General features: G+C 61.4%; 26 protein-coding genes and 1 pseudogene. 9 read left to right on the forward strand and 18 right to left on the reverse strand.

Going from position 1 to position 25,402, the window contains the following annotated elements:
* Positions 1-234: 234 nt before the first annotated feature.
* The 7 genes from WN72_RS32960 to WN72_RS32985 all read left to right on the forward strand — a co-directional run bounded on the left by WN72_RS32960 (position 235) and on the right by WN72_RS32985 (position 4,486).
* A complete protein-coding gene (locus WN72_RS32960) occupies positions 235-1,197 on the forward strand; it encodes a Bug family tripartite tricarboxylate transporter substrate binding protein (RefSeq protein WP_092219934.1) in 963 nt (320 codons plus the stop codon).
* An 83-nt stretch (positions 1,198-1,280) separates the two neighbouring features.
* Positions 1,281-1,532: a beta/alpha barrel domain-containing protein gene (locus WN72_RS47140; RefSeq protein WP_244553983.1), complete on the forward strand. Its 252-nt coding sequence runs from the start codon at positions 1,281-1,283 to the stop codon at positions 1,530-1,532.
* Between the two features lie 43 nt (positions 1,533-1,575).
* Complete coding sequence (locus WN72_RS47145) at positions 1,576-1,764, forward strand: hypothetical protein (protein WP_347341973.1); 189 nt, start codon at positions 1,576-1,578, stop codon at positions 1,762-1,764.
* On the forward strand, positions 1,685-1,867 hold the full coding sequence (locus WN72_RS32970; RefSeq protein WP_167381147.1) for a DUF3470 domain-containing protein: 183 nt from the start codon (positions 1,685-1,687) through the stop codon (positions 1,865-1,867). Before WN72_RS47145 ends, WN72_RS32970 begins: the two co-directional genes overlap by 80 nt.
* Positions 1,868-2,062: 195 nt before the next feature.
* Positions 2,063-2,785 (forward strand): LuxR family transcriptional regulator, encoded by a 723-nt coding sequence (locus WN72_RS32975; protein WP_092219987.1) that lies wholly within the window; start codon positions 2,063-2,065, stop codon positions 2,783-2,785.
* 97 nt (positions 2,786-2,882) lie between these two features.
* On the forward strand, positions 2,883-3,512 hold the full coding sequence (locus WN72_RS32980; protein WP_092219930.1) for an acyl-homoserine-lactone synthase: 630 nt from the start codon (positions 2,883-2,885) through the stop codon (positions 3,510-3,512).
* Positions 3,513-3,553: 41 nt separating this feature from the next.
* Complete coding sequence (locus tag WN72_RS32985) at positions 3,554-4,486, forward strand: LysR family transcriptional regulator (protein ID WP_092219928.1); 933 nt, start codon at positions 3,554-3,556, stop codon at positions 4,484-4,486.
* Here WN72_RS32985 and WN72_RS32990 read toward each other — a convergent pair.
* The 18 genes and pseudogenes from WN72_RS32990 to WN72_RS33075 all read right to left on the reverse strand — a co-directional run bounded on the left by WN72_RS32990 (position 4,459) and on the right by WN72_RS33075 (position 23,955).
* The gene (locus WN72_RS32990) at positions 4,459-4,698 is read right to left on the reverse strand and encodes a DUF2274 domain-containing protein (RefSeq protein WP_092219926.1); all 240 of its coding nucleotides are present in this window, start codon (positions 4,696-4,698) and stop codon (positions 4,459-4,461) included. The genes WN72_RS32985 and WN72_RS32990 overlap by 28 nt on opposite strands.
* Before the next feature lie 7 nt (positions 4,699-4,705).
* A complete protein-coding gene (locus WN72_RS32995; protein ID WP_092219924.1) occupies positions 4,706-5,923 on the reverse strand; it encodes a TraB/TrbI/VirB10 family type IV secretion system protein in 1,218 nt (405 codons plus the stop codon).
* The gene (trbG, locus tag WN72_RS33000) at positions 5,920-6,822 is read right to left on the reverse strand and encodes a P-type conjugative transfer protein TrbG (RefSeq protein ID WP_244553991.1); all 903 of its coding nucleotides are present in this window, start codon (positions 6,820-6,822) and stop codon (positions 5,920-5,922) included. Before trbG ends, WN72_RS32995 begins: the two co-directional genes overlap by 4 nt.
* An 89-nt stretch (positions 6,823-6,911) precedes the next feature.
* Positions 6,912-7,595 carry a conjugal transfer protein TrbF gene (gene trbF / locus WN72_RS33005; RefSeq protein ID WP_092219985.1) on the reverse strand — a complete coding sequence of 228 codons (684 nt, stop codon included), beginning with the start codon at positions 7,593-7,595 and terminating at the stop codon, positions 6,912-6,914.
* A gap of 35 nt (positions 7,596-7,630) precedes the next feature.
* Complete coding sequence (gene trbL, locus WN72_RS33010; RefSeq protein ID WP_092219921.1) at positions 7,631-8,860, reverse strand: P-type conjugative transfer protein TrbL; 1,230 nt, start codon at positions 8,858-8,860, stop codon at positions 7,631-7,633.
* Positions 8,857-9,213, reverse strand: a complete 357-nt coding sequence (trbK-alt, locus tag WN72_RS33015) for a putative entry exclusion protein TrbK-alt (RefSeq protein ID WP_244553981.1) — start codon at positions 9,211-9,213, stop codon at positions 8,857-8,859. The genes trbL and trbK-alt overlap by 4 nt, the downstream gene beginning before the upstream one ends.
* Positions 9,214-9,239: 26 nt before the next feature.
* Entirely contained in the window at positions 9,240-9,950 is a 711-nt protein-coding gene (gene trbJ, locus WN72_RS33020) for a P-type conjugative transfer protein TrbJ (RefSeq protein WP_244553980.1), read from the reverse strand.
* A 17-nt stretch (positions 9,951-9,967) separates the two neighbouring features.
* On the reverse strand, positions 9,968-12,409 hold the full coding sequence (trbE, locus tag WN72_RS33025) for a conjugal transfer protein TrbE (RefSeq protein WP_092219915.1): 2,442 nt from the start codon (positions 12,407-12,409) through the stop codon (positions 9,968-9,970).
* 9 nt (positions 12,410-12,418) lie between these two features.
* On the reverse strand, positions 12,419-12,682 hold the full coding sequence (locus tag WN72_RS33030; protein ID WP_092219914.1) for a VirB3 family type IV secretion system protein: 264 nt from the start codon (positions 12,680-12,682) through the stop codon (positions 12,419-12,421).
* Complete coding sequence (locus tag WN72_RS33035) at positions 12,682-12,954, reverse strand: TrbC/VirB2 family type IV secretion system protein (RefSeq protein ID WP_244553990.1); 273 nt, start codon at positions 12,952-12,954, stop codon at positions 12,682-12,684. Before WN72_RS33035 ends, WN72_RS33030 begins: the two co-directional genes overlap by 1 nt.
* A gap of 50 nt (positions 12,955-13,004) precedes the next feature.
* Positions 13,005-13,924: pseudogene (gene trbB, locus WN72_RS33040) on the reverse strand (P-type conjugative transfer ATPase TrbB).
* 264 nt (positions 13,925-14,188) lie between these two features.
* Complete coding sequence (locus tag WN72_RS33045; RefSeq protein ID WP_092219908.1) at positions 14,189-15,523, reverse strand: MFS transporter; 1,335 nt, start codon at positions 15,521-15,523, stop codon at positions 14,189-14,191.
* Positions 15,524-15,587: 64 nt separating this feature from the next.
* Positions 15,588-16,160 carry a ribbon-helix-helix domain-containing protein gene (locus WN72_RS33050; RefSeq protein WP_092219906.1) on the reverse strand — a complete coding sequence of 191 codons (573 nt, stop codon included), beginning with the start codon at positions 16,158-16,160 and terminating at the stop codon, positions 15,588-15,590.
* 286 nt (positions 16,161-16,446) lie between these two features.
* Positions 16,447-16,875 (reverse strand): ribbon-helix-helix domain-containing protein, encoded by a 429-nt coding sequence (locus WN72_RS33055; RefSeq protein ID WP_092219904.1) that lies wholly within the window; start codon positions 16,873-16,875, stop codon positions 16,447-16,449.
* 7 nt (positions 16,876-16,882) lie between these two features.
* Complete coding sequence (locus WN72_RS33060) at positions 16,883-18,868, reverse strand: conjugal transfer protein TraG (RefSeq protein WP_092219902.1); 1,986 nt, start codon at positions 18,866-18,868, stop codon at positions 16,883-16,885.
* Between the two features lie 36 nt (positions 18,869-18,904).
* Positions 18,905-20,668 carry a relaxase/mobilization nuclease domain-containing protein gene (locus WN72_RS33065; protein ID WP_194482937.1) on the reverse strand — a complete coding sequence of 588 codons (1,764 nt, stop codon included), beginning with the start codon at positions 20,666-20,668 and terminating at the stop codon, positions 18,905-18,907.
* Between the two features lie 61 nt (positions 20,669-20,729).
* Positions 20,730-22,343 (reverse strand): relaxase/mobilization nuclease domain-containing protein, encoded by a 1,614-nt coding sequence (locus WN72_RS33070; RefSeq protein ID WP_194482938.1) that lies wholly within the window; start codon positions 22,341-22,343, stop codon positions 20,730-20,732.
* 547 nt (positions 22,344-22,890) lie between these two features.
* On the reverse strand, positions 22,891-23,955 hold the full coding sequence (locus WN72_RS33075) for an IS110 family RNA-guided transposase (protein ID WP_092221147.1): 1,065 nt from the start codon (positions 23,953-23,955) through the stop codon (positions 22,891-22,893).
* Positions 23,956-24,165: 210 nt separating this feature from the next.
* Between WN72_RS33075 and tnpA the strand changes: the two genes are divergently transcribed.
* Both tnpA and tnpB read left to right on the forward strand, forming a co-directional pair.
* Positions 24,166-25,041, forward strand: coding sequence for an IS66 family insertion sequence element accessory protein TnpA (tnpA, locus tag WN72_RS33080; RefSeq protein WP_092215842.1), 876 nt, complete (start codon positions 24,166-24,168; stop codon positions 25,039-25,041).
* The gene (gene tnpB / locus WN72_RS33085) at positions 25,038-25,391 is read left to right on the forward strand and encodes an IS66 family insertion sequence element accessory protein TnpB (RefSeq protein ID WP_092215844.1); all 354 of its coding nucleotides are present in this window, start codon (positions 25,038-25,040) and stop codon (positions 25,389-25,391) included. The genes tnpA and tnpB overlap by 4 nt, the downstream gene beginning before the upstream one ends.
* Positions 25,392-25,402: the final 11 nt, after the last annotated feature.

Here is a 25,402-nt window from a genome sequence, read left to right on the forward strand (position 1 = left end):
AGGCTGCGGCCAACGCGCTTGACCGCCACCTGCAGAAGCGCCTCCAGCACACAAACCCAATCGAGGGTTGGTTGGACCCGAGCAGCGCGGCATCCAACGTCCGCAAGGACGAAAAACAAGCGAAGGAGACATAGACATTCCCATCCGCCGACCGCTCCCCTTGATGCCTTCTGCCTGCCCCACGAAGGCGCGGCGCCGCACGCAGCGGCTCATTAACTGTCCAGGAATTAGATCATGATCAAGAAGTTGGCAGCTCTCGCGGCCATGTGCATCCTTCCGCTTTCCGGTTTCGCTCAGGCGCGATGGCCGGACAAGCCAGTCCGCATCATCGTGCCTTGGGCGCCCGGTGGAATGACTGACGGTGTGGCTCGTATGCTTGCCACCAAACTTGCAACCCAGCTGAAGCAGCCCTTCATCGTCGAAAATCGGCCCGGCGCTGGCGGCATGATCGCCGCGGACTTTGTCGCGAAGGCCCCCGCGGACGGATACACACTTCTGTTCGCCTCTGCTGCGATCACTGTGAACTCCACGCTGATGGCATCGCAGTTCAAGATCGATGCGCGCAAGGACTACACGCCCATCATCCTGGCGGCGTCCGAGCCGCTCGTGTTGACAGTGCCAGCATCTTCCAACGCAAAGTCGGTCGCTGACCTAGTGCGACTCTCCAAGGCGAATAGCTCTGGGCTAAGTGCTTCGCACGGCGGCATCGGAACCACGAGCCACATCGCCGCCGAGATGTTCGCGCAGCAGGCTGGCGCAAAGGTGATCTCCGTTGCGTACAAGGGCGGCGCGCCGGCGACGACGGCATTGCTGACTGGAGAGGTCCAATTCAGTTTTGCCAATCTGGCAACCGTCAAACCCCATATGGAAGCCGGCACGCTGCGCGGCTTGGCGGTGACTTCGGAGAAGCGCTCCAGCGTTCTGCCCAATCTGCCTACTATGGCGTCCACACTCCCGAACTTTGAAACAGGCAACTGGTTTGGTCTCTTGGGCCCGCGTGGGATGCCCATTGATGTCGTCAAGAAGTTGAACCAGTCAGCTGTCCAAGTTCTAAATGCGGACGATGTTCGAGAGTCGATTAGCAAGACCGGCGGCGAGATCGTGGCAAGTACACCGGAACAGTTCGAGCGACATCTGGCCGAAGAAGTCGGGCGATATGCCCAAGTGATCAAGAAGGCCGAAATCAAACCCAATTGAAATGAGGGTGACTGCGATGCGACCGGATCCGAGCGCGGAACCGGCCCCTCTTCTCCTTCAACAAGTTTTTAGGAACGAACCCAATGGCCCAAGCAGAACTCGGAAAAGCACTGCGCGACCATCTAGAGGCTCGTCGCGAATTGCTCGTGCCCGGCGCGGGAAATGCACTCGCGGCTCGAGTCATTGAGTCCATGGGTTTCAAGGCGGTCTATCTGGGCGGCGCCGGGTTGACCAACAACTTCTACGGCATCCCCGCCGTGGGTTTTATTAACCTCAACGACATCGCCTCCCATACCGCCGCGGTACGTGATTCAATCGAACTGCCTGATCGTTGATGCGGACACCGGATTCGGGAATGCGATCAATGTACGCCAAACGGTGCGCACGCTCGAGCGAGCTGGCGCCAATGCGATTCGGTTGGAGGATCAAGTGGCTCCCAAGAAGTGTGGCCACTTTGCAGGGAAGGATGTCATCGAAGAGCGCGAAAATGGTCGGCAAGATCAGGCTTCCGCTCGCTACCGCCATCTTCGGCGTGCTGAACGCGGAGATGTCGGCCCTCTGGCCTAATATTACCGAAAAGAAAGACCCCTTACCTGATGCCGCCGCGTTTGACGGTACCCCAGGCAAATTCGAAGCCTACTTTTCAAAGCTACCGGGAGCAGGAAGCTGATGCAGATCTGAGCCGTTTCGTTCGGCGGCTTGCACGCTAAGCAGGAATTGATCGATATCCTAGTGCAGCTTGGAAGATCGGCTGCTCATATCCTCGGCCGCAGTGAGGAGCAAGTTAATCCCGAGCAGGATGGCCAAAGAGCAGTTGGTCGTTCTGACCGCCGAGATCGCCCTTCAAGCGCAAACAGGTGCGCCTATGCGATGCACTTTTCAAGCTTTCGTTGACAGGCTGGTGGAGAGCAAGAGTCCTGATGACCTGAGACAAGCTATGGCAAAAGCAGCCTCGGCCCTCGACCTCTGCTCGTTCGCATATCTTGCGCCACCCCGGACAGGAAGTGCCACACCGCTGTTGATCTCAAGCTATCCGACAACGTGGACTTCCCATTACTTGCGCCGAAACTATGAGCGCATCGATCCCGTCCTTGCTCAGGCATTTCGTCGCCCAGAGCCATTTCGATGGGGGGAAGGGCTTGGTCCCGCGACGAGGTCGGATGAGGAGAGAGAGATGTTCGAGGAAGCAGCCAAATTTGGCCTGCGCTGCGGATTCACTATACCCGTTCATGACAGCGAAGGGGCCTTTGCAGCCGTTACGTTTGCAACCGACGAATGCCGTGCTTCGTTCGAGCGCACGATAGACAATCAGATGTGGGCTTTGCAGCTGATGGCCATGTCCTTCCACGCTCATGTGCGCCGCAAACTAGCGCCTGACGTCAGCATAGGTGGTGCTACTCTGTCACGGCGCGAAATCCAATGTCTGAAGTGGGCAGCGGAAGGCAAGTCTGCATGGGAAGCGGGTCGGATTATGGGAATATCTCAGCACACCGTAGCCTTCCACCTCGAAAACGCGAAGGCAAAGCTTGGCGTCAGGTCGACAATACAGGCGGTCGCCCGTATAGCGGCGGCAAACCGATCCTTATAATCGTAGAAAACTGGTGACGCACCTCCGGATCTAAGGAGGTTGTGATCCGCAATGTATCGCTTCAATACTCCAGTGCCAATCGCCTTGGAGACCTAGGATGATGCAGATAATCACACCGGATTTGTATGGAGCGTTTGCAGAAGATCTGTCGGAAATGCATCGGCTGAGGTACCGCGTGTTCAAAGAGCGACTAGATTGGGACGTCCAAACAAGCGGGGATATGGAGGTCGATGAGTTCGACGCGCTCCATCCTGTGTATTTGATTCAGCGCGCAAGCAACTACCGCATTCAGGGCTGCGTACGACTTCTTCCATCCGTTGGTCCGATCATGCTGCGAGATACTTTCCCCTCGTTACTCGATGGAAGTCCCTTCGAACCCGACCGATCCATTTGGGAAAGCAGCCGCTTCGCGCTTGATGTTGATTTCGATACCCATACTGCGGTGAAGGGGCTCAGCAGCGCTACCTACGAGCTCTTCGCAGGCATGATCGAGTTTGGCCTTTCGCGGCGGCTCACGGGTATCATCACGGTGACGGATGCTCGTATGGAGCGCATCCTGCGTCGCGCGGGGTGGCCCCTTCGTCGCGTCGGGCAGCCGAGGACATTGGGAAGCACATTAGCCGTTGCCGGCTATCTTGAAATCTCGATGGATTGCCTGATCCGAGTTCGTAGTCCGGGAAGGCTTCAGTCACCTATCCTTTGGGAACCGGTTCTGAAGGTCGGCTAGGACTCCTGCCCGGGGCCCTCCACATTAGATAGGCGAACAGCATGACGCGCGCTATTAAAGCGATGGCCATTAGCCTGCATCATCTACGATCGGCTGTAGCTGCGGCCGACTGCGGAAGCTTTCGACAAGCGGCTGACCTCCTGACCGTTCGGCATTCCGTGTTAAGTCGCTCGATCAAACAGTTTGAACACCTAGTGGGAGTTTCTCTGTTTGAGCGCTCAACCGGAGGCGTTGTGCCAACTGTTGCTGGACGCCGGATCCTACGAATCGCACAGATGATCCTTGAGCAAGTCGACACTTTGGTCGTAATCGGGCGAACCAGCGGCGATGGCGAGGTTGGTCGACTGGCCATTGGTTTTTGTACATCGATGTCGGCCGGGAACCTGCGCGCCAGCTTAGTAGAATTTAAGAAGCGCTTTCCGCAAGTTGAGCTGGCAACCATGGAGCGTTCCCGCCTTCGAATGGTCAGCGCGCTTCGTAGCGGGACGCTCGACGTAATTATCACTCCTGGGCGCCTGTCGTCAGCTGACTGTAGAAGTCTCATGCTCTGGAGTGAGCGCGTCATGGTTTCAATGCCTGCGGACCATCCATTGGCAGCTCGAGAGACCGTTTTTTGGACGGACCTTCGAAATGAAACCGTTCTCCTAAGCCAATACGACCCTGGGCGCGAACTTGAGGACTTGTTGACATCAAAGCTTTCGCTTCCTGAGGACCGTCCCAAGATTGAGTGGCATGACGTCAGTCGCGGTATCATCAAGAGCTTAGTCAGTACAGGAATGGGCGTCAGTCTCGTAATGGAGTCAGACGTCGGCGCGAGTTTCGCCGGGCTGGTGTACCGAGAGTTACGAGACGGAACTGGGCCAAGTCGAGTAGACTTCTGTGCTCATAGGAGAGCTGACAACGAGAACCCGGTGTTGCTCAATTTCTTGGACATATTGACTGAACGCTATCCGACACCTACGTCGCGCGACTGAGCTAGACGTCGCAGTTTGGCGAATCCACGATCTGTCGCCATGAACCTCGCCAGCATCGGCGCGATTAATCTGGTCGGATCAGCAGGGTGACCGGTATCGCGCGCCAGGGCGTCTGCATACGCGACGAGGTCCCGATGGACCGATGCCGGCAATTCCGCGGTCACCTTGACCGGCTTATCGTCCGGAAGCGCTGTAATTTTCAGCTTCGCCATATGGTTGCTATCCTCTGTAGGGCTCGAGACGGAGATCGCGATTGACAATGACCCGGACCCGGAAGCCCGGCCGGACGGTCAATGTCGGCTGAATATTGAGGCTGCGCCGAACGACCTGCTGGCCGGTCTGATTCAGTGAGCCGGCGGCACCGCGCCGCAATGTCTGGATGATTGCGCTGTTGTCGCTATTGGTATCGGAGCCCGCACCCAACTCCGTGCCGACAGCCAGGAATGTCGATAGCGCGGCCGCTTTGAACAATTCGCCCCAGCGGTTATCGACCTCGTCTTGCAGACCTACATAACCTGCGGCATCAGCTCCAGGCTGCCGCTCAAGCACGATCGAACGACCGCTCGGCATGATCAGCCGGGTCCAAACGAGTAACACGCGCGACTGACCGAATGTAACCTGACTGTCGGAGGTACCGATCAGACGCGCGCCTTGTGGGATCAGCAGAAAGCGCCCCGTCGGCGTGTCATACACATTTTCGGTGACCTGTGCCGTGATTTGCCCCGGCAGATCCGAGCGAATGCCCGTGATGAGTGCGCCGGGAATCACCGTCCCTGCCTGAACCGCATAAGGTGAGGCTGCTTTCGCGATACGATCCGGGCTGGTGGTGCGGCGATCGACCGGAGCGTTGACGAAGGTGAGCTTTCGATCCTGCGCATTCGGCCCGAATCCATCGTCATCGTCGAATCTTGTCGCCGGTGGGAGGCCCCGATCGCCTGCTGGCGGCTGAGTGCTGGCGGCCGAGGTCTCCCGGACGTTCGTCGATGAGAACAGACGGCTGACGCGTGCCGCTTCCCTTTCCTGATCCCGGCGCTGCTGCTCCTGGTCGGGCGCGCCGGCGGCTGATGTCGGGAACTGTCCCTGAGCGGACAAGATCGGTCTACCAAGATCGCCGAGCAGCGGCGGGCCGAGTTGCGGTACCTGGCGGGGGATGCCGGCGTAATCGCGCGGCAACGCGGTAATGCTCTCCGCGATATTGCGATGCTCGGTGCTATAGAGCTCGTCCGGCCTGAAACTCGCTGTCCTGTTGCTCTGGAGGGCCCACAGGACCGCTCCAGCGACAATGATCAATCCCAGCGCACTCCCCGCCAACAGGACCTTTCGCGAAAGGCGGGTCACGCGTGGATATTCAGGCCTCAGCCGGAACTCCGTCGCCAGTTCGTCGGAAGTTTGCGCCTCAGCCCGTGGCTGGCTCCCCTGCTGGCGCCGAGCGTTCATGATGACGGCTTCCCATCGGTCCGGACAATTCTGACCTTCTGCTGGTGCTCGCCTCCCAAACGCAATTCAGCGGCGGCGAACAATCGATCGACAATCAGCAAATTGCCGTAAGCGCGATAATTGACGAGTTCAGTTTTGCCATCAGCCCCCAGGACGAACAACGGCGGCATCTCGCCTTGAACGATGCCCTGCGGGAATTCGACATAGACTTTTCGCCCGTCGTCATAGGCCGCTAGTGGGCGCCAGGGCGGAGTGTCACCCTCTATGGTATAGCGGAGGCGGCGCTGCGAAGGATCGGGCAGAACCGGCGTCAGCGGTGACGATCGCGCCTTCCCTTGTCTCTCCTCCGGGTAATACCAGGCCACAGAGGGCATATAGGGCTTCTCGCGCGAACGAAGCTCGATCAAGTACGTACGCCGGTCGGTATTGATGACGAGGTTGGTTTCGATCAAGGCGCGGGTGGGCTTGACCAGAACATGGACGCGGCGCGTGTCACCGCTCCCGCTCTCGGTATCACCCACCACCCAGCGCACGGTATCACCGGCAGCGATCGGCCCGGAGCCGACCAGTCGCTCGCCCTCCTCCAGCGAGATGTCCGTAATCTGCCCCGGTGCCGCATAGACCTGATAGAGCGCGCCGGCGCTGAAGCTATAGATCTGAGCCGCGTTGAAATATCCGCGCTTCCGCGGCTCAACCCGCGCGGCGCTATTAGCCGCTTCGATCCTGGTCACCGGCTCGACGTCTTCTTTGACTCCTGATCTGCCGCCCAGAGCCGGCTTCCATGTCGGCGGAATATGAATCGGACGCGGCCGCTCATCGGCTGGCGCTGGCGCCAACGGCGGCACCTCGGCGTCGTAAGCGATTTCAGGCGGGACGAACGTTGAGCAACCGCCAAGCATACAGGTGAGAAGAACGATCGCCGGAACGCGACTCTTTGTTTGCGACGTCGCTCTGGCTACGACTGCGTGGGGATCGAAGGCCTTCGAACTCATTGTCCCAGCTCCTTCGACCAATTGATCGCGTTCACATAGATTCCGAGCGGGTTTTTGCGCAGCCGATCGGCGTCGCGCGGTGTCTGGATGACCACCGACAGAATGGCGGTCCAGCGCTCGGTCGACGCCAGGGATCCGTTGTCGTACGTGCGCTGGACCCACGCCACACGAAAACTGTCCGGCGACGCCCGGATGACACTTGAGACTTCAACCGAGATCTGCACCTTTCCGAGCTTGGCAAACGGATCATCGCTCCTGGCGTACTCATTCAGCGCAGCAGCACCACGATCAGTGGTGAAGTCGTAAGCCCTTAGCCAGTTCTGGCGGAGGACGATGCCATCTGCCGGCAGACCGCGAACGTCCTCGATGAAGCGGGCCAGATGATAAGCGATCTGTGAATCGGTCGGGTCGTACTCCGAATTGGCCGGCACCACTCTCTGGGCCTGGCCAATCTGATCGACCTCGACAATCCACGGCGTGATCGTGCCCTGCGTTGATTGCCAGACCAGACCTCCGGCCAGACAGCACGACAACGTCAAGCAACTGAACGCCATCAGTCTCCAATTTCTCGCCTGCACGCGCGCCGATCCGATGCGCTCGTCCCACACCCGGGCTGCCTTCTGATATGGCGTCACCGGCGCGGGCGTTCGCCCGTAGTGAACTGAAGTCCTCTTGAACATCGGCATTCCCCTAACGAAACAGAATTCTCTGGCGACTAGCGCCCGCCCTCGGAGAGATCGACCGAGCTACCACCCCCACCGTGATCGCCTGATCGAACGGCGTGGCTTGCGGCCGACACGCCATGGCTGATCGCCTGACTGCGCTTCATGCGCTGCGCCCAACCCGGTGGGCCTTGGGCCGAGCCACCTGTCGCCTGGGTGACAGATTGGGCACTGCCGCCCAGAGCCGCCGCGACGCGGCGCAGTGGACTGGCTGCTGCAGAAGAGCCCGCCTCGGCAGCGCCGAGAACACCATCGCTCCGGTAGGCAGCAGTTGCTCCGCCTACAATCACGCTGCCTCCTCGCGCCGCTCCTGCGAGCGTTCCCCCGGCGAGCCCGACGCCGCCAGCGGCGAGACCGGCTCCCGCTGCAACAATGCCGCCGGCGGCAAGACCCGTGCCGACCGCGGCGCCTGCTCCAAGTTGCGGCCCGCCCGAAACCAACCCATTGGCAATACCCGGACCGAAGATGCCGAGACCCAACAACGACAACGCGGCCAAAATCAAGGTCATCGCGTCTTCAATGGTCGGCTGGCCGCCATTGTACCCGGAGGTGAATTGGGAAAATAATGTAGAGCCGATGCCGACAATGACGGCCAGCACCAGGACCTTGATGCCCGACGAGACGACGTTGCCAAGAACCCGTTCGGCCGCAAACGCAGTCTTGCCGAACAGGCCGAAGGGAATCAGCACAAAGCCCGCAAGCGTCGTCAGCTTGAATTCAATCAGGGTGACGAACAGCTGGATCGCCAGAATGAAGAACGCCAGTAAGACGACCGCCCATGCGAACAGCAAAACAACAATCTGGACGAAGTTCTCAAAGAAGCTGATGTAGCCCATCAAATTCGATATCGACTCGAGAATCGGCCGGCCGGCATCGAGGCCGACCTGCGCAATCTTCCCGGGGCGGACGAAATCAACGGCCGAAAGGCCCGTGCCGGACGCCTTCAGCCCGAGACCGGCAAAACTTTCGAAGACGATGCGGGCGAGATTGTTCCAGTTCCCGATCAGGTAGGCGAAGACACCCACGAAGAGGGTCTTTTTGACGAGCCGCGCGATGAGATTATCGTCCGCGCCCCAACTCCAGAACAAGGCCGCGATTGTAATGTCGATGGCCGCCAGCGTGGTCGCGAGATAGCCAACCTCACCGCCGACGAGCCCGAAACCACTGTCGATGTAGCGGGTGAAGGTTTCGAGGAAATGATCGATGACTCTGGTACCCGTCATTGATCACCCCCCCTGGGCGTCGCGATGGAGGGATAGCCCTGCGGCAGCCGGCTCTGGTCCTTGGGCGGCAACGACGACGGCGCGCCGCCTGGATCGCCTTCAGCTGGCTTCTCCGTGCTTGCCCTTGGACCGAAGAACCGCCGACGGTTCTCGGCCCAGATCCTTTGGCAATGTTCGTAAGTGGGCGCTTGCTCAGAGGTCACAGTACGGCATCGCCCCAGATCCGATTCGAGCGCATTGCTCGCCTTCGAGCGGGATGGTGTCGGGCTCATTTCATTGCCGGGCCCGCGCAGCTGGATCGTGCAGGCGACGATGGCCGCCGTTCCGACGAGCGCGGTGATAGCCAGCGACATCGCTCTGAAGGCCCTTACGTCACTCATCAATGAAACATCTGCACGTTGGAGGACTGATAGCCCTGGCGGGGCGTCAGAAAGCGCCGAAGCTGCTCGCGCCCCTGATCCTGAGCAGCCGCGCGTTGTGCGGATTCGAGCGATTGAGCCCTGCCCTGCGCCGCCACGGCCGCGGTCAGATCTGCGAGCTGCTGCGCTTGGAGAGCTAGGATCTGATTGCCGGCTTGCGTTGCCTGCAGGGCGCCACTCGCATTCTGGCTTGAGCTCACGAGGGCCGACGTCTGAATGCGGTTGGTGTCGAGGTTGCCGACAACGCCGGCCTGCACACGGAGCGCATCCTGAAACGCCGCCACCGAGTTCTGCCAGCGCCCGTGCGCACCCGCGATCAGCGCTGCATTAGAATGGCTGCTGGTTGCCGGCGCATAGCTGATCGCGAACGCCCTATCGATCTGCTGCACGTCGTAGGCAATGCGCTGGGCCTGGGCCAGCAGCTGCTGGGTGCGCTGAATCGAGGCCTTGAGCTGCTGAAGCGAGGAGTATGGCAGGCTCGCCAGGTTCTTCGCCTGATTGACCAGCATCTGCGCCTCGTTCTGCAACGAGGTGATTTGATTGTTGATCTGCTGCAGTTCGCGCGCCGCGGTGAGAACATTCTGGACGTAGTTGTTGGGATCGAAGACGACCCACTGCGCCCGCGCGGAGCCTGCGGCCAACAGCGATACGGCAAGGATCTTGACGGCCATGGTCAATCGGCGACGGCTCATTGCGACTTCTCCAGGTTCTCAAGGTTGGGAATGAGATCCGCGGCCCAGCCGACGCCGCGGTGGCGAAGCCAAGCCGGCACAAAGCCCTCGTGGCCATGCTCGGCGAGGACTCGGTCAATCGCGAGTTGGTCGGATTTTGAGGAGACCGCGGTCAAAGCCAGTGCGACCTCGCCGAGGCCGAGTTCGAACATCCGGTTGCCGCGGCGGGACTGGCAGTAGTAGTTGCGTTTAGGGGTTGCCCGGCTCAACAGCTCGATCTGGCGATCGTTGAGCCCGAAGCGACGGTAGATCGCCGCGATCTGAGGCTCGATCGCCCGTTCGTTCGGCAGCAGCAGTCGCGTCGGGCAGCTCTCGATAATGGCAGGAGCAATCGCCGAGCCATCAATGTCGGATAGCGACTGGGTGGCGAAGACGACGGACGCGTTCTTCTTGCGCAGCGTCTTTAGCCATTCGCGGAGCTGTCCGGCGAAATCGGCATGATCAAGCGCAAGCCAGCCTTCGTCGACGATGATGAGCGTCGGCCTGCCGTCGAGCCGGTCGCCAATGCGGTGAAATAGATAGGCCAGGACTGCGGGCGCCGCGCCCGTTCCAATCAACCCTTCGGTCTCGAAGGCCTTGACGGAAGCGTCGCCGAGGCGCTCGTACTCCGCGTCAAGCAACCGGCCCCAGGAGCCGCCAAGGCAATATGGCTGCAGGGCCCGCTTCAGAGCCGTCGACTGGAGTAGCACTGACAGTCCCGTCAGCGTCCGCTCCGAACGAGGTGCGGAGGCAAGAGAGGTTAGCGCCGACCACAGATGGTCCTTGGCCTCCGGCGTAATCTCGACTCTTTCGCGGGCGAGGATGGACGCGACCCACTCCGTGGCCCAGCCTCTCTCCGAGGGGTCGTCGATCCATGCGAGCGGCTGCAGGGCAAGCGGCTGGGTCGCATCTTGTGACAGCGCGCCGCCAAGATCGTGCCAGTCACCGCCCATCGCGACCGCAGCCGCCCGTATCGAGCCGCCGAAATCGAACGCAAAGACCTGCGAGGCGGGATAGCGGCGGAATTGGAGCGCCACCAGGGCCAGCAGGACCGATTTGCCGGCACCGGTCGGACCAACCACAAGCGCGTGGCCGACGTCCCCCACATGAAGCGAGAACCTGAAGGGTGTCGACCCTTCGGTCTTGCCATAGAAGAGAGGCGGAGCCTTGAGATGAAGGTCCCTCGCCTCCCCGGCCCACACCGCCGATAGCGGAATCATGTGCGCCAGGTTGAGCGTTGAGATGGGCGGCTGCCGGACGTTGGCGTACACATGTCCAGGCAGACTGCCGAGCCAGGCTTCGACAGCGTTCACAGTCTCGATCATGCAGGTGAAGTCGCGCCCCTGAATAACCTTCTCGACCAGCCGCAACTTTTCATCGGCCGCGCGCGGATCGGCGTCCCAAACGGTGACGGAGGCCGTGACGAAGGCCTGGCCGATCTGGTCGGCGCCGAGCTCCTGAAGTGCGGCATCGGCATCCATCGCCTTGTTGTGGGCATCGGTATCGAGAAGCGAGGATGCCTCGTTGGTCATCACCTCCTTCAGGATCGCTGCGACCGATTTGCGCTTGGCGAACCATTGGCGCCGGATCTTCGTGAGGAGCTTTGTGGCATCCGTCTTGTCGAGCATGATCGCCCGGGTAGACCACCGGTACGGAAACGCCAGGCGGTTGAGGTCATCGAGAATCCCGGGCGTGGTCGCTGTCGGAAACCCGACCACGGTCAGAACGCGCAGGTGTGCATCGCCGAGCATCGGCTCGAGACCACCCGTCAGCGGCTGGTCGGCCAGCAGCGCGTCGAGATACATCGGGATCTCCGGCACACGGACCCGATGCCGCTTGGTCGAGATCGTCGAATGCAGGTAAGTCAGCGTCTCCTGATCATCGAGCCAGACGCATTCCGGCATAAACCCTTCGACGAGCTGCACCACGCGGTTGGTTCCGTCGATGAACCCGGTGAGCACTTCGCACGCGTCCGCGCTCGGAGTGCGATTGCCGCCTTCATAGAGAAGCCGTTCCGCCCCGGCCGCGTCTTCTGCCGGCGGCAGATAGAGCAAGGTCAGGTAATAACTCGACTCGTAGTGGGCGCCCTCTTCCTCAAACTGCGCCTTGCGCTCGGCCTCAACCAGCGCGGACGCCACGTCTGGAAAAGTGTTCGGCGGATAGGCGCCTGCCGAATGGCGTTGCGCTTCAACAAAGACGGCCCAGCCGGATCTCAGACGGCGCAACGCATTGTTCAGGCGGCCCGCCACGGCAACGAGCTCCGCCGGTACCGCGCTATCGAGGTCCGGCCCCCTGAATCTGGCAGTCCGCTGGAATGAACCATCCTTGTTGAGGATGATGCCCTCATCGACCAGGGCTGCCCAGGGCAGGAAATCGGCAAGACGAGTGCTGGATCGGCGGTACTCGGCAAGATTCATCATGGAGCGAGCTCAGGTGCTGAGATGTCCGGGAATACGCAAATGACGGCGCACGACTTCGACGAAGGCCGGGTCGCGTTTGGCCGCCCACACCGCCGCCATGTGACCAACGAACCAGAGGAGAAGGCCTGCAAGCCAGAGGCGCAGACCAAGCCCGACCGCCGCAGCCAAGGTGCCGTTGACAATGGCTACCGACCGCGGTGCGCCGCCCATCAGGATCGGCTCGGTCAGCGCGCGATGCACGGGTGAGAGAAAGCCTGCGACCGGTTCATCCATCAGATCACCACACCGCCGCCAAAGGAGAAGAATGAGAGAAAGAAGCTGGATGCCGCAAAGGCGATCGAGAGTCCGAACACGATCTGGATCAGCCTGCGAAAGCCTCCCGACGTATCGCCGAAGGCAAGGGTCAGCCCTGTCACGATGATGATGATCACGGCGATGATCTTCGCGACCGGCCCTTCGACCGATTGCAGGATCTGATTGAGCGGCTGCTCCCAGGGCATGTTGGAGCCGGCAGCCCAGGCTGGCGCACTCGCAAGCACGCTCATTCCGGCGACAACCGCGGAAGCGGCGTGCCGCAAGGTTAGAAATCGACAGTTCATTTGAAATCTCCTGCTGGTGAGAGGCTGTAGTCGCCAGTCGCGCCAAGGCCTGTCACGCAAGCGAGCTCGGCGAGGCGACGATCGGCGCCGCGGCCGGAAAGGACGGCAATGACGTTGATGGTTTCGGCGATCAGGGGGCGCGGCACGGTAATGACCGCTTCCTGAATCAACTGCTCGAGCCGCCGCAACGCGCCGAGCGCCGTGCCCGCGTGGATGGTACCGATGCCGCCGGGGTGACCGGTGCCCCAGGCCTTGAGAAGATCAAGCGCTTCTGCGCCCCGCACCTCGCCGATCGGAATGCGATCTGGGCGCAGTCGAAGCGAGGACCGCACGAGATCCGACAACGAGACCACCCCGTCCTTGGTGCGGAGGGCAACCAGGTTCGGCGCACTGCATTGCAGTTCGCGAGTGTCCTCGATCAGCACCACGCGATCGCTGGTCTTCGCGACCTCGGCGAGCAGGGCGTTGGTAAACGTCGTTTTGCCGTCGAGGTACCGCCGGCAACCAGAATGTTTTTGCGCTCCGCAACCGCCTTGCGGAGCAAGGTCGCCTGGTCCGATGTCATGATGCCAGCGCCAACGTAGTCGTCGAGCGTGAATACCGCGACCGCGGGCTTGCGGATGGCAAATGCCGGGGCAGCCACGACAGGCGGCAGCAGGCCTTCGAACCGCTCTCCGGTTTCGGGGAGCTCGGCAGAAATGCGAGGCGCAGCGGCGTGAACCTCGGCACCGACATGATGGGCCACCAGGCGGATGATGCGCTCTCCGTCCGCGGCAGAGAGCTGTTCACCTGTATCGATTAATCCGCCTGATAGCCGGTCGATCCACAACCGGCCATCCGGGTTTAGCATCACCTCGACGATCGCCTCGTCTTCAAGGTAACGCGCTATGGCGGGTCCAAGCGCAGTGCGGAGCATTCGCGCACCGCGCGAGACCGCCTCCGACTGAAAGGAATGAATTGCCACTGCCCACCACCGATTGAGAGCGGCATAAACGGCGCCCTCAGACGGGGATGATTAGAAAAGGCAGAAGCTTGCCTGGGGCAACAAGGCTATTGCCACGTTCGTAGTCTGGCGTAGGAAAAGAAAGGTTTTGGAGAAGCCCGTTTACACACAGGTCGTGCCGGCGCACTACCGTGAACGATCATCCGCGAATGTGAAAAAAACCGAGGAAAGTTGGCTTCACCATTCCGGAGCTTCATGCGGCTCCAGGATTGCGACGTCGGCCGGCGGGATTGTTGCATCGTTCCAGTCGCCTACGGGCTCGTGAAGGAGCAGCCCGATGAGCGGCGACACCAGACGATACGCACCGGGCGCAATGAACCACGCCAGCGCCAGCACCTGGAAAACAACACACAGGCCATACGCAGTCTGATAGGCCACAACAGGGTAGTGACCATCCTGCGGTGCCCATTGCCCAACGACCAATCCAATGCCCCATTGGATCACGAACGCCCATCCAAAATGGAGAAGGTTCAAGCCACCGTTGGCGCGCGCGGCAAGCTCAATTGGGAAGTACTCGGCTATGATGGCGTAGCTGAGGACGGTGGCCGCTCCTGTGACTGACACGACAGACCACGCTAGCAGCGACGGCACGGGCACACGCAGAACCAGAATAACCTCAGCCACAACAAACAGCATCGCCAGAACGGCGAACATTACTTCGGTTTCGACGCCGCGTCGGCGTAGCCGGTCCGCCACGGTACCGAGAAGCAATGCGCCGACGCTGATTCCTAGGGCCATAACGAAGAGGTGTGTGGTCAGGCTCGGCCGGTCCATCCCTTCCACGTCCGTGAGCCAGGGCGCCGCCCACAGGGCCTGGAAGGCCCAGGCTGATCCGACGCAGGCCGCAGAAAGAGGCGCTATTCTCCAGAAGCGTGGATTCGAATAGATCTCTTTGAGACCGCGCAAGAGAGAATGCTGTCGCGGCGCCCGCGGCCTCTCGGGGACCAGCAGGTAAATCAGCGCAGCTACACCTGCCGTTACCACGGCCAGGAGTTCAAACAATCCCCGCCAACCTGTCCAGCCGAGCAGTGCTTCGGCAGGTGCGGTCGCGGTAACGGCTCCGAGCGAGCCCAGCATGATCATGTAGCCGTTGACCAGGGCGACGCGCTCTCTCGGAAACCACACCACAATCGCCTTCAGGCCGGCCATCAAGGAAGCCGCAACGCCAAGTCCGATCAGCGCACGAGCGAGCAAGAGCGGGACAAATGCCGTTGATATAGCGAACAGGCCGCTCCCCGCGGCAGCGATCAACATCAGCGTGCTCTGGACCTGGCGCGGCCCGAACCGGTCCAGGAGGCTGCCAATGGGGATCTGGGCCGCCGCGAAGACCAGGAAATACACTGATGTCAGCAGCCCAAGCTCGGCGGCATCGAGGCCGATATCTCCGATGAGCGGATCGGAGATCAACGTGTTGATCGTCCGGAATAGATAGGAAAGGTAATAACCGGCTGCGAACGGAAGAAAGACGCAGGCGACCAGACGCCAGGTTGAGAGCCGCGGTGCCTCTTGCAAGATCCGGGCGTCAAATGGGCTGCTCGTGGATTCAGGCGCGTTCCTTTCGACCTCGCCAGCCGGCTCAGCAGAACGCGTTTGGCAAGTGCCGAAAGTTGGGATTGCCGCCGCCCTCCTCGACGGCAGCGGTCAGCTCGGGGGTCGGATCTGCAACGGTTGCCCTGAGAGTCTCTTGATCGGTTGCTGCCGAGCCAATCGAAGTATCCTCATCGCATTCAAGCAGCGAGCCGTTGTAGCTGGTCGGGGCGAGCCCTTCGATCGTTTCCCGCATCAGGGATCGGCCCAGGCGCACCCGGCGATCGACCTGCTCGGCCAGGACCTTGAACCGGTCATGACCGAGCTGACACGCTTCGCGTTGCTGCGACTGCGGCATCGCTGGTGTGACGGTCAAGTGATATCGGGCGTGAACGGCGGCTGTATCGCTGACGATGCGGATTTCGTGCTCAAGACGCTCAAGCTGTATGCAGATGCGATCGAGACGTTCGTGCATGACGTCTTCAATGGTTGGCGCCGGATCCAGAAAGCGTTCAAGAGCGGCCTCCACGACCATGCTCTTGGCTATGCCCGAGTGCTCCATGGCAGCCTCAAGCTGTTCGTATACCTCTTCGGAGAGCTGGATACATACTTTTCTTGTCATCGCGCCATCCCGTTGGCGGTCACATCTCGGCTACTGCGGGAGCGGCCCTGTGGAGTGCAGAGTGGTGGACTCCGTACGATCCGGAGATCGTGCGCCCCGCGCCGTTGCTGTGACCTGGTCTGATTGATTTGCCCCGTTGATTACGGAGCCTTACAAAGGGCAGGGCAATTGTTGCTTCAAGCGCGCACGCGCCGCTGTCGTACACGGGCGTAGCGAAAGAAAGGAACGGCGACTTGATCCGGTGTGATGAGTGCGGCGGGCCAGGAAGGAAACGTCACAGGCTCCATCAACTGCTGGCATCATCCGACGGGCCGCGAAAGATGTCCTCGGGGATCTCGCGCAAAAAGCTCTGGCCCTTCTGCAAGCGACGCCCCAGGGTCTCGACGAATCCTTCGAACCGCTCGCGGCCTTTGATCTGGGCGGCTGCCTGGGCGTCGTTCGGCAAGGGCGGCGTGATCGTCAGCCAAAAGCGCACGAAGAGAGCCAATGTCTCAGCCGTCAGCCCAACGTCGCGCTCGAGTCTCTGCATCTGACGCGATAGCCGGTCGAGACGTCGGGCGAGGGCTGCCTCTCGCCTGTCCGCGCCGTCTGGCGACAGGAAGGACGTGACGGCCGCCTCGACGATTGCCGATCGGGAGAGGTTTTTGCGATCGGCAAGTTCCGAGATCTGCTTCAGAAGCTCCGGCGGGAAGTACACGTTCATGCGATTGCGCATGGACCCCTCACAGATCTATGCCGTCGTTCGGATCGAGAGCCACCTGGCGCGCGACACCGCGCATCTGCTGGCGCAGGATCCGAGACTGACGGACAGCATCCTCATCGTCGTCGAGGACGGCGAACTCTTCTGACGGCGTCACGTCGGTCGTCTCCTTGACGATGGCGACGTGGTCGGGAAGCTCAGGCTCGCGACGAAGACCGCTGTCGGCGGTATCGGATTGGGTTTGGTCCGCTTGGGCAGGCGGAGTGCTATCGGGCGCGAGCGCCTTGAGGTTGGACCAACCATCCACGCGGGAAGGCCGTTCCAACTTGGCCGGATCCGGTGGCGGGAGAACCCGCTCGGTGAAGCGTCCATCCTCGTAATAGCGCACCTTCTTGGCACGAATTGGCGAGATCCCGGCCACCATGACAATCTCGTCTAATCGAGGTAGCTGCATCACCTCGCCGGGAGTGAGCAGCGGCCGTGCGGTCTCCTGGCGCGAGATCATCAGATGGCCAAGCCACGGGTTCAGCCGATGGCCGGCGTAGTTCTTCATGGCCCGCATCTCGGTCGCGGTGCCGAGCGCATCCGACACGCGCCTCGCGGTGCGCTCATCGTTGGTCGCAAAGCTCACGCGAACATGGCAATTGTCTAGGATCGCGTTGTTGGGACCGTAGGTCTTCTCGATCTGGTTCAGCGATTGCGCGATCAGGAAGGCCTTGATCCCGTACCCCGCCATGAAGGCGAGCGCGGATTCAAAGAAGTCGAGGCGTCCCAGTGCCGGGAACTCATCCAGCATCATCAGAACTCGGTGCCGGCGGTCCTTGCTCTGCAGGTCTTCCGTAATGCGGCGGCCAATCTGATTGAGCACCAGCCGGATCAGCGGCTTCGTCCGAGAAATATCCGACGGCGGGACCACGAGGTAGAGCGTGGTCGGACGGGCATCGTCGATCAGGTCCGTAATCCGCCAATCGCACCGGCTCGTCACCTCGGCCACCACCGGGTCCCGATAGAGTCCAAGGAAGGACATCGCGGTCGAGAGCACCCCCGAGCGCTCGTTCTCGGATTTATTCAGCAACTCGCGGGCGGTTGAGGCGACGACTGGATGAGGCCCCTGCTCGCCCAAATGCTGCGTCGTCATCATCGCCTTCAGCGTTGCTTCGATTGGTCTTCTCGGGTCCGACAGAAAGGCGGCGACGTCAGCAAGCGTCTTGTCGGTTTCCGCGTAAAGGACATGCAGGATCGCACCGACCAAGAGGGAATGGCTAGTCTTCTCCCAATGGTTCCGCTTGTCGAGCGAGCCTTCGGGGTCGACCAGAACGTCGGCGACATTCTGGACGTCCCGGACCTCCCACTCTCCACGGCGAACCTCGAGAAGCGGATTGTAAGCAGACGATTTTGCATTGGTCGGATCGAACAGCAGCACCCGACCATGCCGCGAGCGGAATCCGGCCGTCAGTTGCCAGTTCTCGCCCTTGATGTCGTGGACGATCGCCGAGTCCGGCCAGGTCAGAAGCGAGGGAACAACGAGGCCCACGCCTTTGCCGGAGCGGGTCGGCGCAAAGCAGAGCACGTGCTCCGGTCCGTTGTGGCGAAGGTAATCCTTCGCCAACTTGCCGAGCACGACGCCGTCGGCGCCAAGGAGGCCAGCCGCCCTCACCTCCCCCGGCTCAGCCCAGCGCGCCGATCCATAGGTCTCGACATTCCTGGCTTCGCGCGCACGCCAGACCGACATGCCGATCGCAACCGCGATTGAGACAAAACTTCCGGACGCGGCGATGTAGGCCCCCTCCACGAAGACGCCTGGCGCATAGGCGTCGTAGACGAACCACCACCAGAAGAAGATCGGCGGATAGTAGATCTTCCAACCCCAAAACTCGAACCAGGGGCGTCCAAGCTCTGGCTGGTAGGCGAGCCGCGAAGCTGTCCATTCGGTTGCTCCCCAGATGGCCAGCAAGACGATCAGGCCGACAACGATTACCTGGCCCCAGAGGATCTTGGTTCCTGACATCCCGACGGTCCTTCCGTAACCAACTCCGAGAGATAGCTAGAGACCCAGGTCGCGCTTGCGGCCAAAGCCCCATTCGATGCCTCCGCCGTCCTTCGCGACTCCAGTGACGTGTTGGCCGAACTTCTTCTCGAGCTCGCGCGACCAGGGCACGAGCTGGAAGCCGAGCCCATTGTCGATCATGGCGAAACGCCCCGACGCCAACGTCAGCCGCTGGCGATACGTGCCTGCCACATGTTCCCCGGACGCTGACTTCACATGAGGCAGGCCAGAGTCTACCGAGACCTTGGCTCCCACCTGGTCCAGTTCGCATCGACGCAGCGTGTTCAGGAGATCGCGTTTCAGGATAATGCGTTGGCCCTGCCGCTGTGCCAGGCCGTCCTGAATCAGACGCTCGGTCCGCGCTTCCATGGCTTCACGGGCCTCACGGCCGAATCCTCCCATGGCGAGCGGCATCGGATCGCGTTCGACCAGCCTGTGGTCGAGCCAGGTCGCCCCTTTCGCGGTGACTTGCTCACCAAGGTCAAGATCGCAACGGGTCGCCAGCATCAGCGTGGGACGCGGATCGCTAGCTTGACCAAAGCGACGGACTTCGACGATGCCGCCGATCGGCGGCGCATATTCGAAGGCCTCGATCCCGAGGAATCGGACGTGATGTACACGTCCGTCGGTTCCATCGATCACGGCGAAGGCCTCGCCGGTCAGCTCGTCATGCAATCCTCGATCAATCAAGCGTCCGACGATCTGGGATGCCGGCGGTCCACCTTCGATGACGTAGTCGGCAACACTACGCACTTCCCCACGTTCGGTAAAGGCGCGGTGCATTGTCTTGATGATGTCGCCGCGCATGCCGAGATCGCGCAAGCTGCGTTCGGCCTCAAGCCCGACCACCCATTCGCCCGGTGCGGCGGACGCGGCAAGGCCCATCTTGTCGAGGTGCTGGAGGCGGCCAACCATCAGGCGCCGGATCTCGGGATCAGAGCTGCCCGGATTATCGGGGCGAAGATCGATATAGCCGGTTTCGTCGGCTGCCAGCCGGATCTCGCGATCGAGCCGCGTCCATCGCTCTGCCGTGACTTCCCTCTCCACGGAATTGCGGATCTCGTGCTCTGGTTTTGGACCGAATTCGATCGCGATCAATTCCTCAGCGCGCGAGCGCAGGCCCTGGCTGATGTAGTCGCGGGAGATCACGAGATCCGCCCCTTCCTCGTCTACTCCCCGAACGAGAAGATGGACGTGAGGGTTGTCGGTATTCCAGTGATCAACAGCTACCCAATCCAGCCGCGTGCCGAGGTCGATCTCCATTTGCCGGGCGAGATCGCGGGTGAAAGCCCTGAGGTCGCTCATCTCGCCGGCATCCTCGGGCGAGACGATGAACCGGAAATGATGCCGGTCGTCCTCACACCGCTCCGCGAAAGCCGCGCTATCGGCACGGTCGCTCCCGGCGTCGAACATTTCGGCCCGCTCACCACTTCGGGTCACGCCGTCGCGCTTCAGATATGAGATGTGCGCGGTCAGTGGTGCTGAGCGGAACGCTCGCCCCTTGTGACGAACCACGCGCGCCTTCACCACGACGCGCCGGGTCGGGCTGAACAATCTGGCGCGGCTAAAGGCAAGGCGCCCCCGGCCGAACGTCGAACGTCCATAGGCTGCCGAACGCCTGCCGGCTACGGCCTGACCCGAGGTGTGTCCTGCTTTCTTCGCCGCCCGCAGCACCTGGTTGATGAAGCTCTTCGGCTTAGGCGAGCGTGTGCTGCGGATGCGCCCAGGCCGGATACGCAGGTCGCTGTCGCCCACGCTCACGGCAGGGCTTCCCAACGATCAAAAGCGCACACGGTGCCGAAAACGCCTTTGATTGCATTCGTCAAAATGCATGGCGCGGCACGCGCCTCGACCGACCGGCACGCCAGAACCCAAGCCATGTCAGTGGCTTGCGGTTCGACCGGCGAGCCCCTTTTATCTTGGCTCCCACCTGGTCCAGTTCGCATCGACGCAGCGTGTTCAGGAGATCGCGTTTCAGGATAATGCGTTGGCCCTGCCGCTGTGCCAGGCCGTCCTGAATCAGACGCTCGGTCCGCGCTTCCATGGCTTCACGGGCCTCACGGCCGAATCCTCCCATGGCGAGCGGCATCGGATCGCGTTCGACCAGCCTGTGGTCGAGCCAGGTCGCCCCTTTCGCGGTGACTTGCTCACCAAGGTCAAGATCGCAACGGGTCGCCAGCATCAGCGTGGGACGCGGATCGCTAGCTTGACCAAAGCGACGGACTTCGACGATGCCGCCGATCGGCGGCGCATATTCGAAGGCCTCGATCCCGAGGAATCGGACGTGATGTACACGTCCGTCGGTTCCATCGATCACGGCGAAGGCCTCGCCGGTCAGCTCGTCATGCAATCCTCGATCAATCAAGCGTCCGACGATCTGGGATGCCGGCGGTCCACCTTCGATGACGTAGTCGGCAACACTACGCACTTCCCCACGTTCGGTAAAGGCGCGGTGCATTGTCTTGATGATGTCGCCGCGCATGCCGAGATCGCGCAAGCTGCGTTCGGCCTCAAGCCCGACCACCCATTCGCCCGGTGCGGCGGACGCGGCAAGGCCCATCTTGTCGAGGTGCTGGAGGCGGCCAACCATCAGGCGCCGGATCTCGGGATCAGAGCTGCCCGGATTATCGGGGCGAAGATCGATATAGCCGGTTTCGTCGGCTGCCAGCCGGATCTCGCGATCGAGCCGCGTCCATCGCTCTGCCGTGACTTCCCTCTCCACGGAATTGCGGATCTCGTGCTCTGGTTTTGGACCGAATTCGATCGCGATCAATTCCTCAGCGCGCGAGCGCAGGCCCTGGCTGATGTAGTCGCGGGAGATCACGAGATCCGCCCCTTCCTCGTCTACTCCCCGAACGAGAAGATGGACGTGAGGGTTGTCGGTATTCCAGTGATCAACAGCTACCCAATCCAGCCGCGTGCCGAGGTCGATCTCCATTTGCCGGGCGAGATCGCGGGTGAAAGCCCTGAGGTCGCTCATCTCGCCGGCATCCTCGGGCGAGACGATGAACCGGAAATGATGCCGGTCGTCCTCACACCGCTCCGCGAAAGCCGCGCTATCGGCACGGTCGCTCCCGGCGTCGAACATTTCGGCCCGCTCACCACTTCGGGTCACGCCGTCGCGCTTCAGATATGAGATGTGCGCGGTCAGTGGTGCTGAGCGGAACGCTCGCCCCTTGTGACGAACCACGCGCGCCTTCACCACGACGCGCCGGGTCGGGCTGAACAATCTGGCGCGGCTAAAGGCAAGGCGCCCCCGGCCGAACGTCGAACGTCCATAGGCTGCCGAACGCCTGCCGGCTACGGCCTGACCCGAGGTGTGTCCTGCTTTCTTCGCCGCCCGCAGCACCTGGTTGATGAAGCTCTTCGGCTTAGGCGAGCGTGTGCTGCGGATGCGCCCAGGCCGGATACGCAGGTCGCTGTCGCCCACGCTCACGGCAGGGCTTCCCAACGATCAAAAGCGCACACGGTGCCGAAAACGCCTTTGATTGCATTCGTCAAAATGCATGGCGCGGCACGCGCCTCGACCGACCGGCACGCCAGAACCCAAGCCATGTCAGTGGCTTGCGGTTCGACCGGCGAGCCCCTTTTATCTCGCCTTCCTAATCGGGCGGGCAAAGTCAACTCATTCCTAGGTTTTTCCTCGAGTCCTCGCAAAATAAGCATCGCTGCTTCCCTCCATCTACGACGCACAAACGTCACCACACCGCGTTGCAGTGGCCTTCACCAGGCGGGGTCCATGCGTTCCTTCGCGTTCAGCACTTCGGCCGTCGCATGCTCTTCATCAGGTTCGTGAACAGGGCTGTCCAAGCAGTCCGGCGCTCTCGTCCCCGAAGGGCGGCAGCAGGCAAGAGATAGCGGACATTCCCCGTTTCGCGGCCCCGCCAGGGGACGCTCACCGCGCGCGCGGATCTCTAATTTCGTTCCCTCCTCAACATGCTGGGAGTAGTCCCAGCGCCTTCCTATGCTCGTCTATGTAGCTGCTACTGCGCCGGCTTTAGGCGCAGCCGTTGCGTGATCTTGGCACCGAATCCGACGTGGAAATCGGTCTCGCTGACCCACATCCGGTGGAGAATACCCGCGAGCTTTCGCGCGACCGCGGCTATCGCACACAGCATGCTCGACCGCTTGGCAATTCGCAGGCCCCACGCCCGCAATGCCGACCATTTTCTGACCCGTAGCAGCAGACTTGCGGCAGCTTCACACAGCGCCTCCCTCACGGAGATATCGCCTTGTTTGCTGATGCGCCCCTCAAAATCGATCGACGTCCCGGACTGGTGGCGCTTCGGCGTCAGGCCAAAATGGGCGCCCACCGTGCGGGATCGGGCAAAGCGATGAGGGTCATCAACGCCGACTTTGAATGACAAGGCAACGACCGGACCGACGCCTGGAACCGTCATCAGACGCCGGCAAACAGGATCATGCTGGACCACCTGCAGGAGCACACGATGCAGCCGATCGTAACCTTCGAGGAGGGCGCGACGCACGTCCAGCATGACCTGGATCGACATCACAAAAATCGGGTCGCTGTGCTCGATCAGCTCGCGGATGCGGGCCTCAAAGGCACCTCTCGCGACCGCTCCGACGAGCAATCCATAGGCCCGCAGTGCGCCCCGAACATGGTTCTCGAGGTCGATCAATTTGCGCTTGAGCAGCTTCCGGTTCGTCAGCAGCGTGCGCATTTTTTGCATGTCGATATTCTTGACATGCACGGCGCGGTACCAGCCCAACCGCATCATTTGCGCGATGCCGCGCGCATCGTTTCGGTCGGTTTTGTTGCGCATTGTCGATAGCGAAACGCGCATGTGGCGCGCCTCCACGACAATGATTGGAAGCCCGGCTGACTGCAGTTCGCGATACAGCCAGATACCCAGCGATGACGCCTCGACCCCGACCCTATCGAGGCGATCCGCGTAACCCTCCACAGCGGAGCGGATCGCCTCTGGCTCCGTGCTGACCTTAACTTCGCGGATCGTAAGACCCTCGCTATCGACGATGCAAACGCTGGTTTCTTCAAGGCCGACGTCCAATCCAACGTACAGTTTCATCGGAGCTCTCCTGTGTGGCAACGACCTTCCAAGTCGTTGCACCAGGCTCCGGATTCGGCCACGGCCGTCTTATTCCCGTGCACCGATCTCTCGAAGCCCGATTTGAAGAGCCGTCCTGCCGTCGTGGTGTAAGCGTCCGAATCCTGCACGACTTTCCGAGAGTGCGTCGTCGTTCCATATCGGGTTCCTTGCTGCATTGGAGGATCTCCGGTGGGTACGGAATATTTCAAGAACGAAGCGCGTCGTTCTTTTTGGTCGGTACACGTTGAAGCGTGGCGGCGAAGCGGTCTCAGCAAGCGCAAATACTGTCGTCAGCACCGTCTCAGTGGCGGCACATTCGATCGCTGGCTGCAGCATCTGGTTGACGCCGAGACGTTGAAAATGCGCGCCGAATTGCGTCGCGAGGAACGTCGGGAGCGGCTCCGCAAGAAGCGGGCTCCAGTGTCGAAGGACCTCCGCTGCAGAGCCGTGCAAGCGTTCTGGGCGATGCACGTTGAAGCGATGAGGTGGTGCGGACTGAGCATGCAAGCGTATGCCCGGGCACATGGCATATCGCAGCACAGCCTGCGGCGGTGGCGCGATCTGATCGACGCCAATGAGGTTGAAATCGACTGGCGGACGCACCTTCATCCGAGTGCCCGCCCACTAATAAGCACTAGTGTTAGCAGCGCTGCTAAGGGGTCTCGCATCAGAAGTCGCTTGACGGATGCACCAACCGTCGATCCGCCGAGCGACGGACGCGCCAACCGGCGTCGCTTCAGTGACGAGGAAAAGCTCGCGATAGTGACCGAGTCCGAGCTCCCCGACGCCACCGCCGCCGAGGTTTGCCGGCGCCACGGCATCGTCACCAGCATGTTGTTCCGGTGGCGGGTCCAGTTCGGGTTCAGCAAGCGGGTGCGGGCTAAGTTGGCGGCTGTGAAGGTCGCCGGAGCGCAATCCGCAACGCTCGTCCTGAACGATCTGTTACAGCCGCCCGACGGCATGACGGCTATCGAATTGGACGATGGGCGTCGCGTCTTCGCACCGGTCGGCAGCGATCCGGATGCAGTCCGTCGCCACGTCATTGAGCAGGAGACCGCTCGATGATGATCGTGCCGGCCGGCGTAAAAGTGCATTTGGCTTTGGGGTATACCGACATGCGCAAGGGCCTGGATGGCCTCGCCGCGCTCGTTCAGGAACAACTCAAGAAGGATCCATTCTCCGGCCACCTGTTTGCCTTCCGAGGCAAGAAGGCAAGCACGCTGAAGATCCTGTTCTGGGACGGCAGCGGGCTTTGCCTGTTCAGTAAGAGGCTCGACCAGGGCGGCTTCATCTGGCCGAGAATGAGCGATCCCGGCGGCACCGTGACGCTGTCCCCGGCACAGCTTGCCATGCTGATCGAAGGCATCGATTGGCGCACACCCGAGCGTCGATGGCGACCGGCCATCGCGGGTTGAATCGCAAAAAC

The sequence above is a fragment of the Bradyrhizobium arachidis genome (assembly GCF_015291705.1).
In the GTDB taxonomy this organism is placed as follows: Bacteria; Pseudomonadota; Alphaproteobacteria; order Rhizobiales; family Xanthobacteraceae; genus Bradyrhizobium; species Bradyrhizobium arachidis.

Bases quoted from the DNA above. Each gene is read 5' to 3' on its own strand.
- trbG (WP_244553991.1), bottom strand. From the start codon at position 6,822: ATGCTTGGCGGTTGCTCAACGTTCGTCCCGCCTGAAATCGCTTACGAC.
- WN72_RS32970 (WP_167381147.1), top strand. From the start codon at position 1,685: ATGGTCGGCAAGATCAGGCTTCCGCTCGCTACCGCCATCTTCGGCGTG.
- WN72_RS47140 (WP_244553983.1), top strand. From the start codon at position 1,281: ATGGCCCAAGCAGAACTCGGAAAAGCACTGCGCGACCATCTAGAGGCT.
- trbJ (WP_244553980.1), bottom strand. From the start codon at position 9,950: ATGGCCGTCAAGATCCTTGCCGTATCGCTGTTGGCCGCAGGCTCCGCG.
- trbK-alt (WP_244553981.1), bottom strand. From the start codon at position 9,213: ATGTCGCTGGCTATCACCGCGCTCGTCGGAACGGCGGCCATCGTCGCC.
- WN72_RS33075 (WP_092221147.1), bottom strand. From the start codon at position 23,955: ATGAAACTGTACGTTGGATTGGACGTCGGCCTTGAAGAAACCAGCGTT.
- WN72_RS33050 (WP_092219906.1), bottom strand. From the start codon at position 16,160: ATGACAAGAAAAGTATGTATCCAGCTCTCCGAAGAGGTATACGAACAG.
- trbE (WP_092219915.1), bottom strand. From the start codon at position 12,409: ATGATGAATCTTGCCGAGTACCGCCGATCCAGCACTCGTCTTGCCGAT.
- WN72_RS32980 (WP_092219930.1), top strand. From the start codon at position 2,883: ATGATGCAGATAATCACACCGGATTTGTATGGAGCGTTTGCAGAAGAT.
- WN72_RS32990 (WP_092219926.1), bottom strand. From the start codon at position 4,698: ATGGCGAAGCTGAAAATTACAGCGCTTCCGGACGATAAGCCGGTCAAG.
- WN72_RS33030 (WP_092219914.1), bottom strand. From the start codon at position 12,682: ATGGATGAACCGGTCGCAGGCTTTCTCTCACCCGTGCATCGCGCGCTG.
- WN72_RS32975 (WP_092219987.1), top strand. From the start codon at position 2,063: ATGCGATGCACTTTTCAAGCTTTCGTTGACAGGCTGGTGGAGAGCAAG.
- WN72_RS32985 (WP_092219928.1), top strand. From the start codon at position 3,554: ATGACGCGCGCTATTAAAGCGATGGCCATTAGCCTGCATCATCTACGA.
- trbF (WP_092219985.1), bottom strand. From the start codon at position 7,595: ATGTTCAAGAGGACTTCAGTTCACTACGGGCGAACGCCCGCGCCGGTG.
- WN72_RS32960 (WP_092219934.1), top strand. From the start codon at position 235: ATGATCAAGAAGTTGGCAGCTCTCGCGGCCATGTGCATCCTTCCGCTT.
- trbL (WP_092219921.1), bottom strand. From the start codon at position 8,860: ATGACGGGTACCAGAGTCATCGATCATTTCCTCGAAACCTTCACCCGC.
- WN72_RS33055 (WP_092219904.1), bottom strand. From the start codon at position 16,875: ATGCGCAATCGCATGAACGTGTACTTCCCGCCGGAGCTTCTGAAGCAG.
- WN72_RS32995 (WP_092219924.1), bottom strand. From the start codon at position 5,923: ATGAACGCTCGGCGCCAGCAGGGGAGCCAGCCACGGGCTGAGGCGCAA.
- WN72_RS33060 (WP_092219902.1), bottom strand. From the start codon at position 18,868: ATGTCAGGAACCAAGATCCTCTGGGGCCAGGTAATCGTTGTCGGCCTG.
- tnpB (WP_092215844.1), top strand. From the start codon at position 25,038: ATGATGATCGTGCCGGCCGGCGTAAAAGTGCATTTGGCTTTGGGGTAT.
- WN72_RS33035 (WP_244553990.1), bottom strand. From the start codon at position 12,954: ATGAGCGTGCTTGCGAGTGCGCCAGCCTGGGCTGCCGGCTCCAACATG.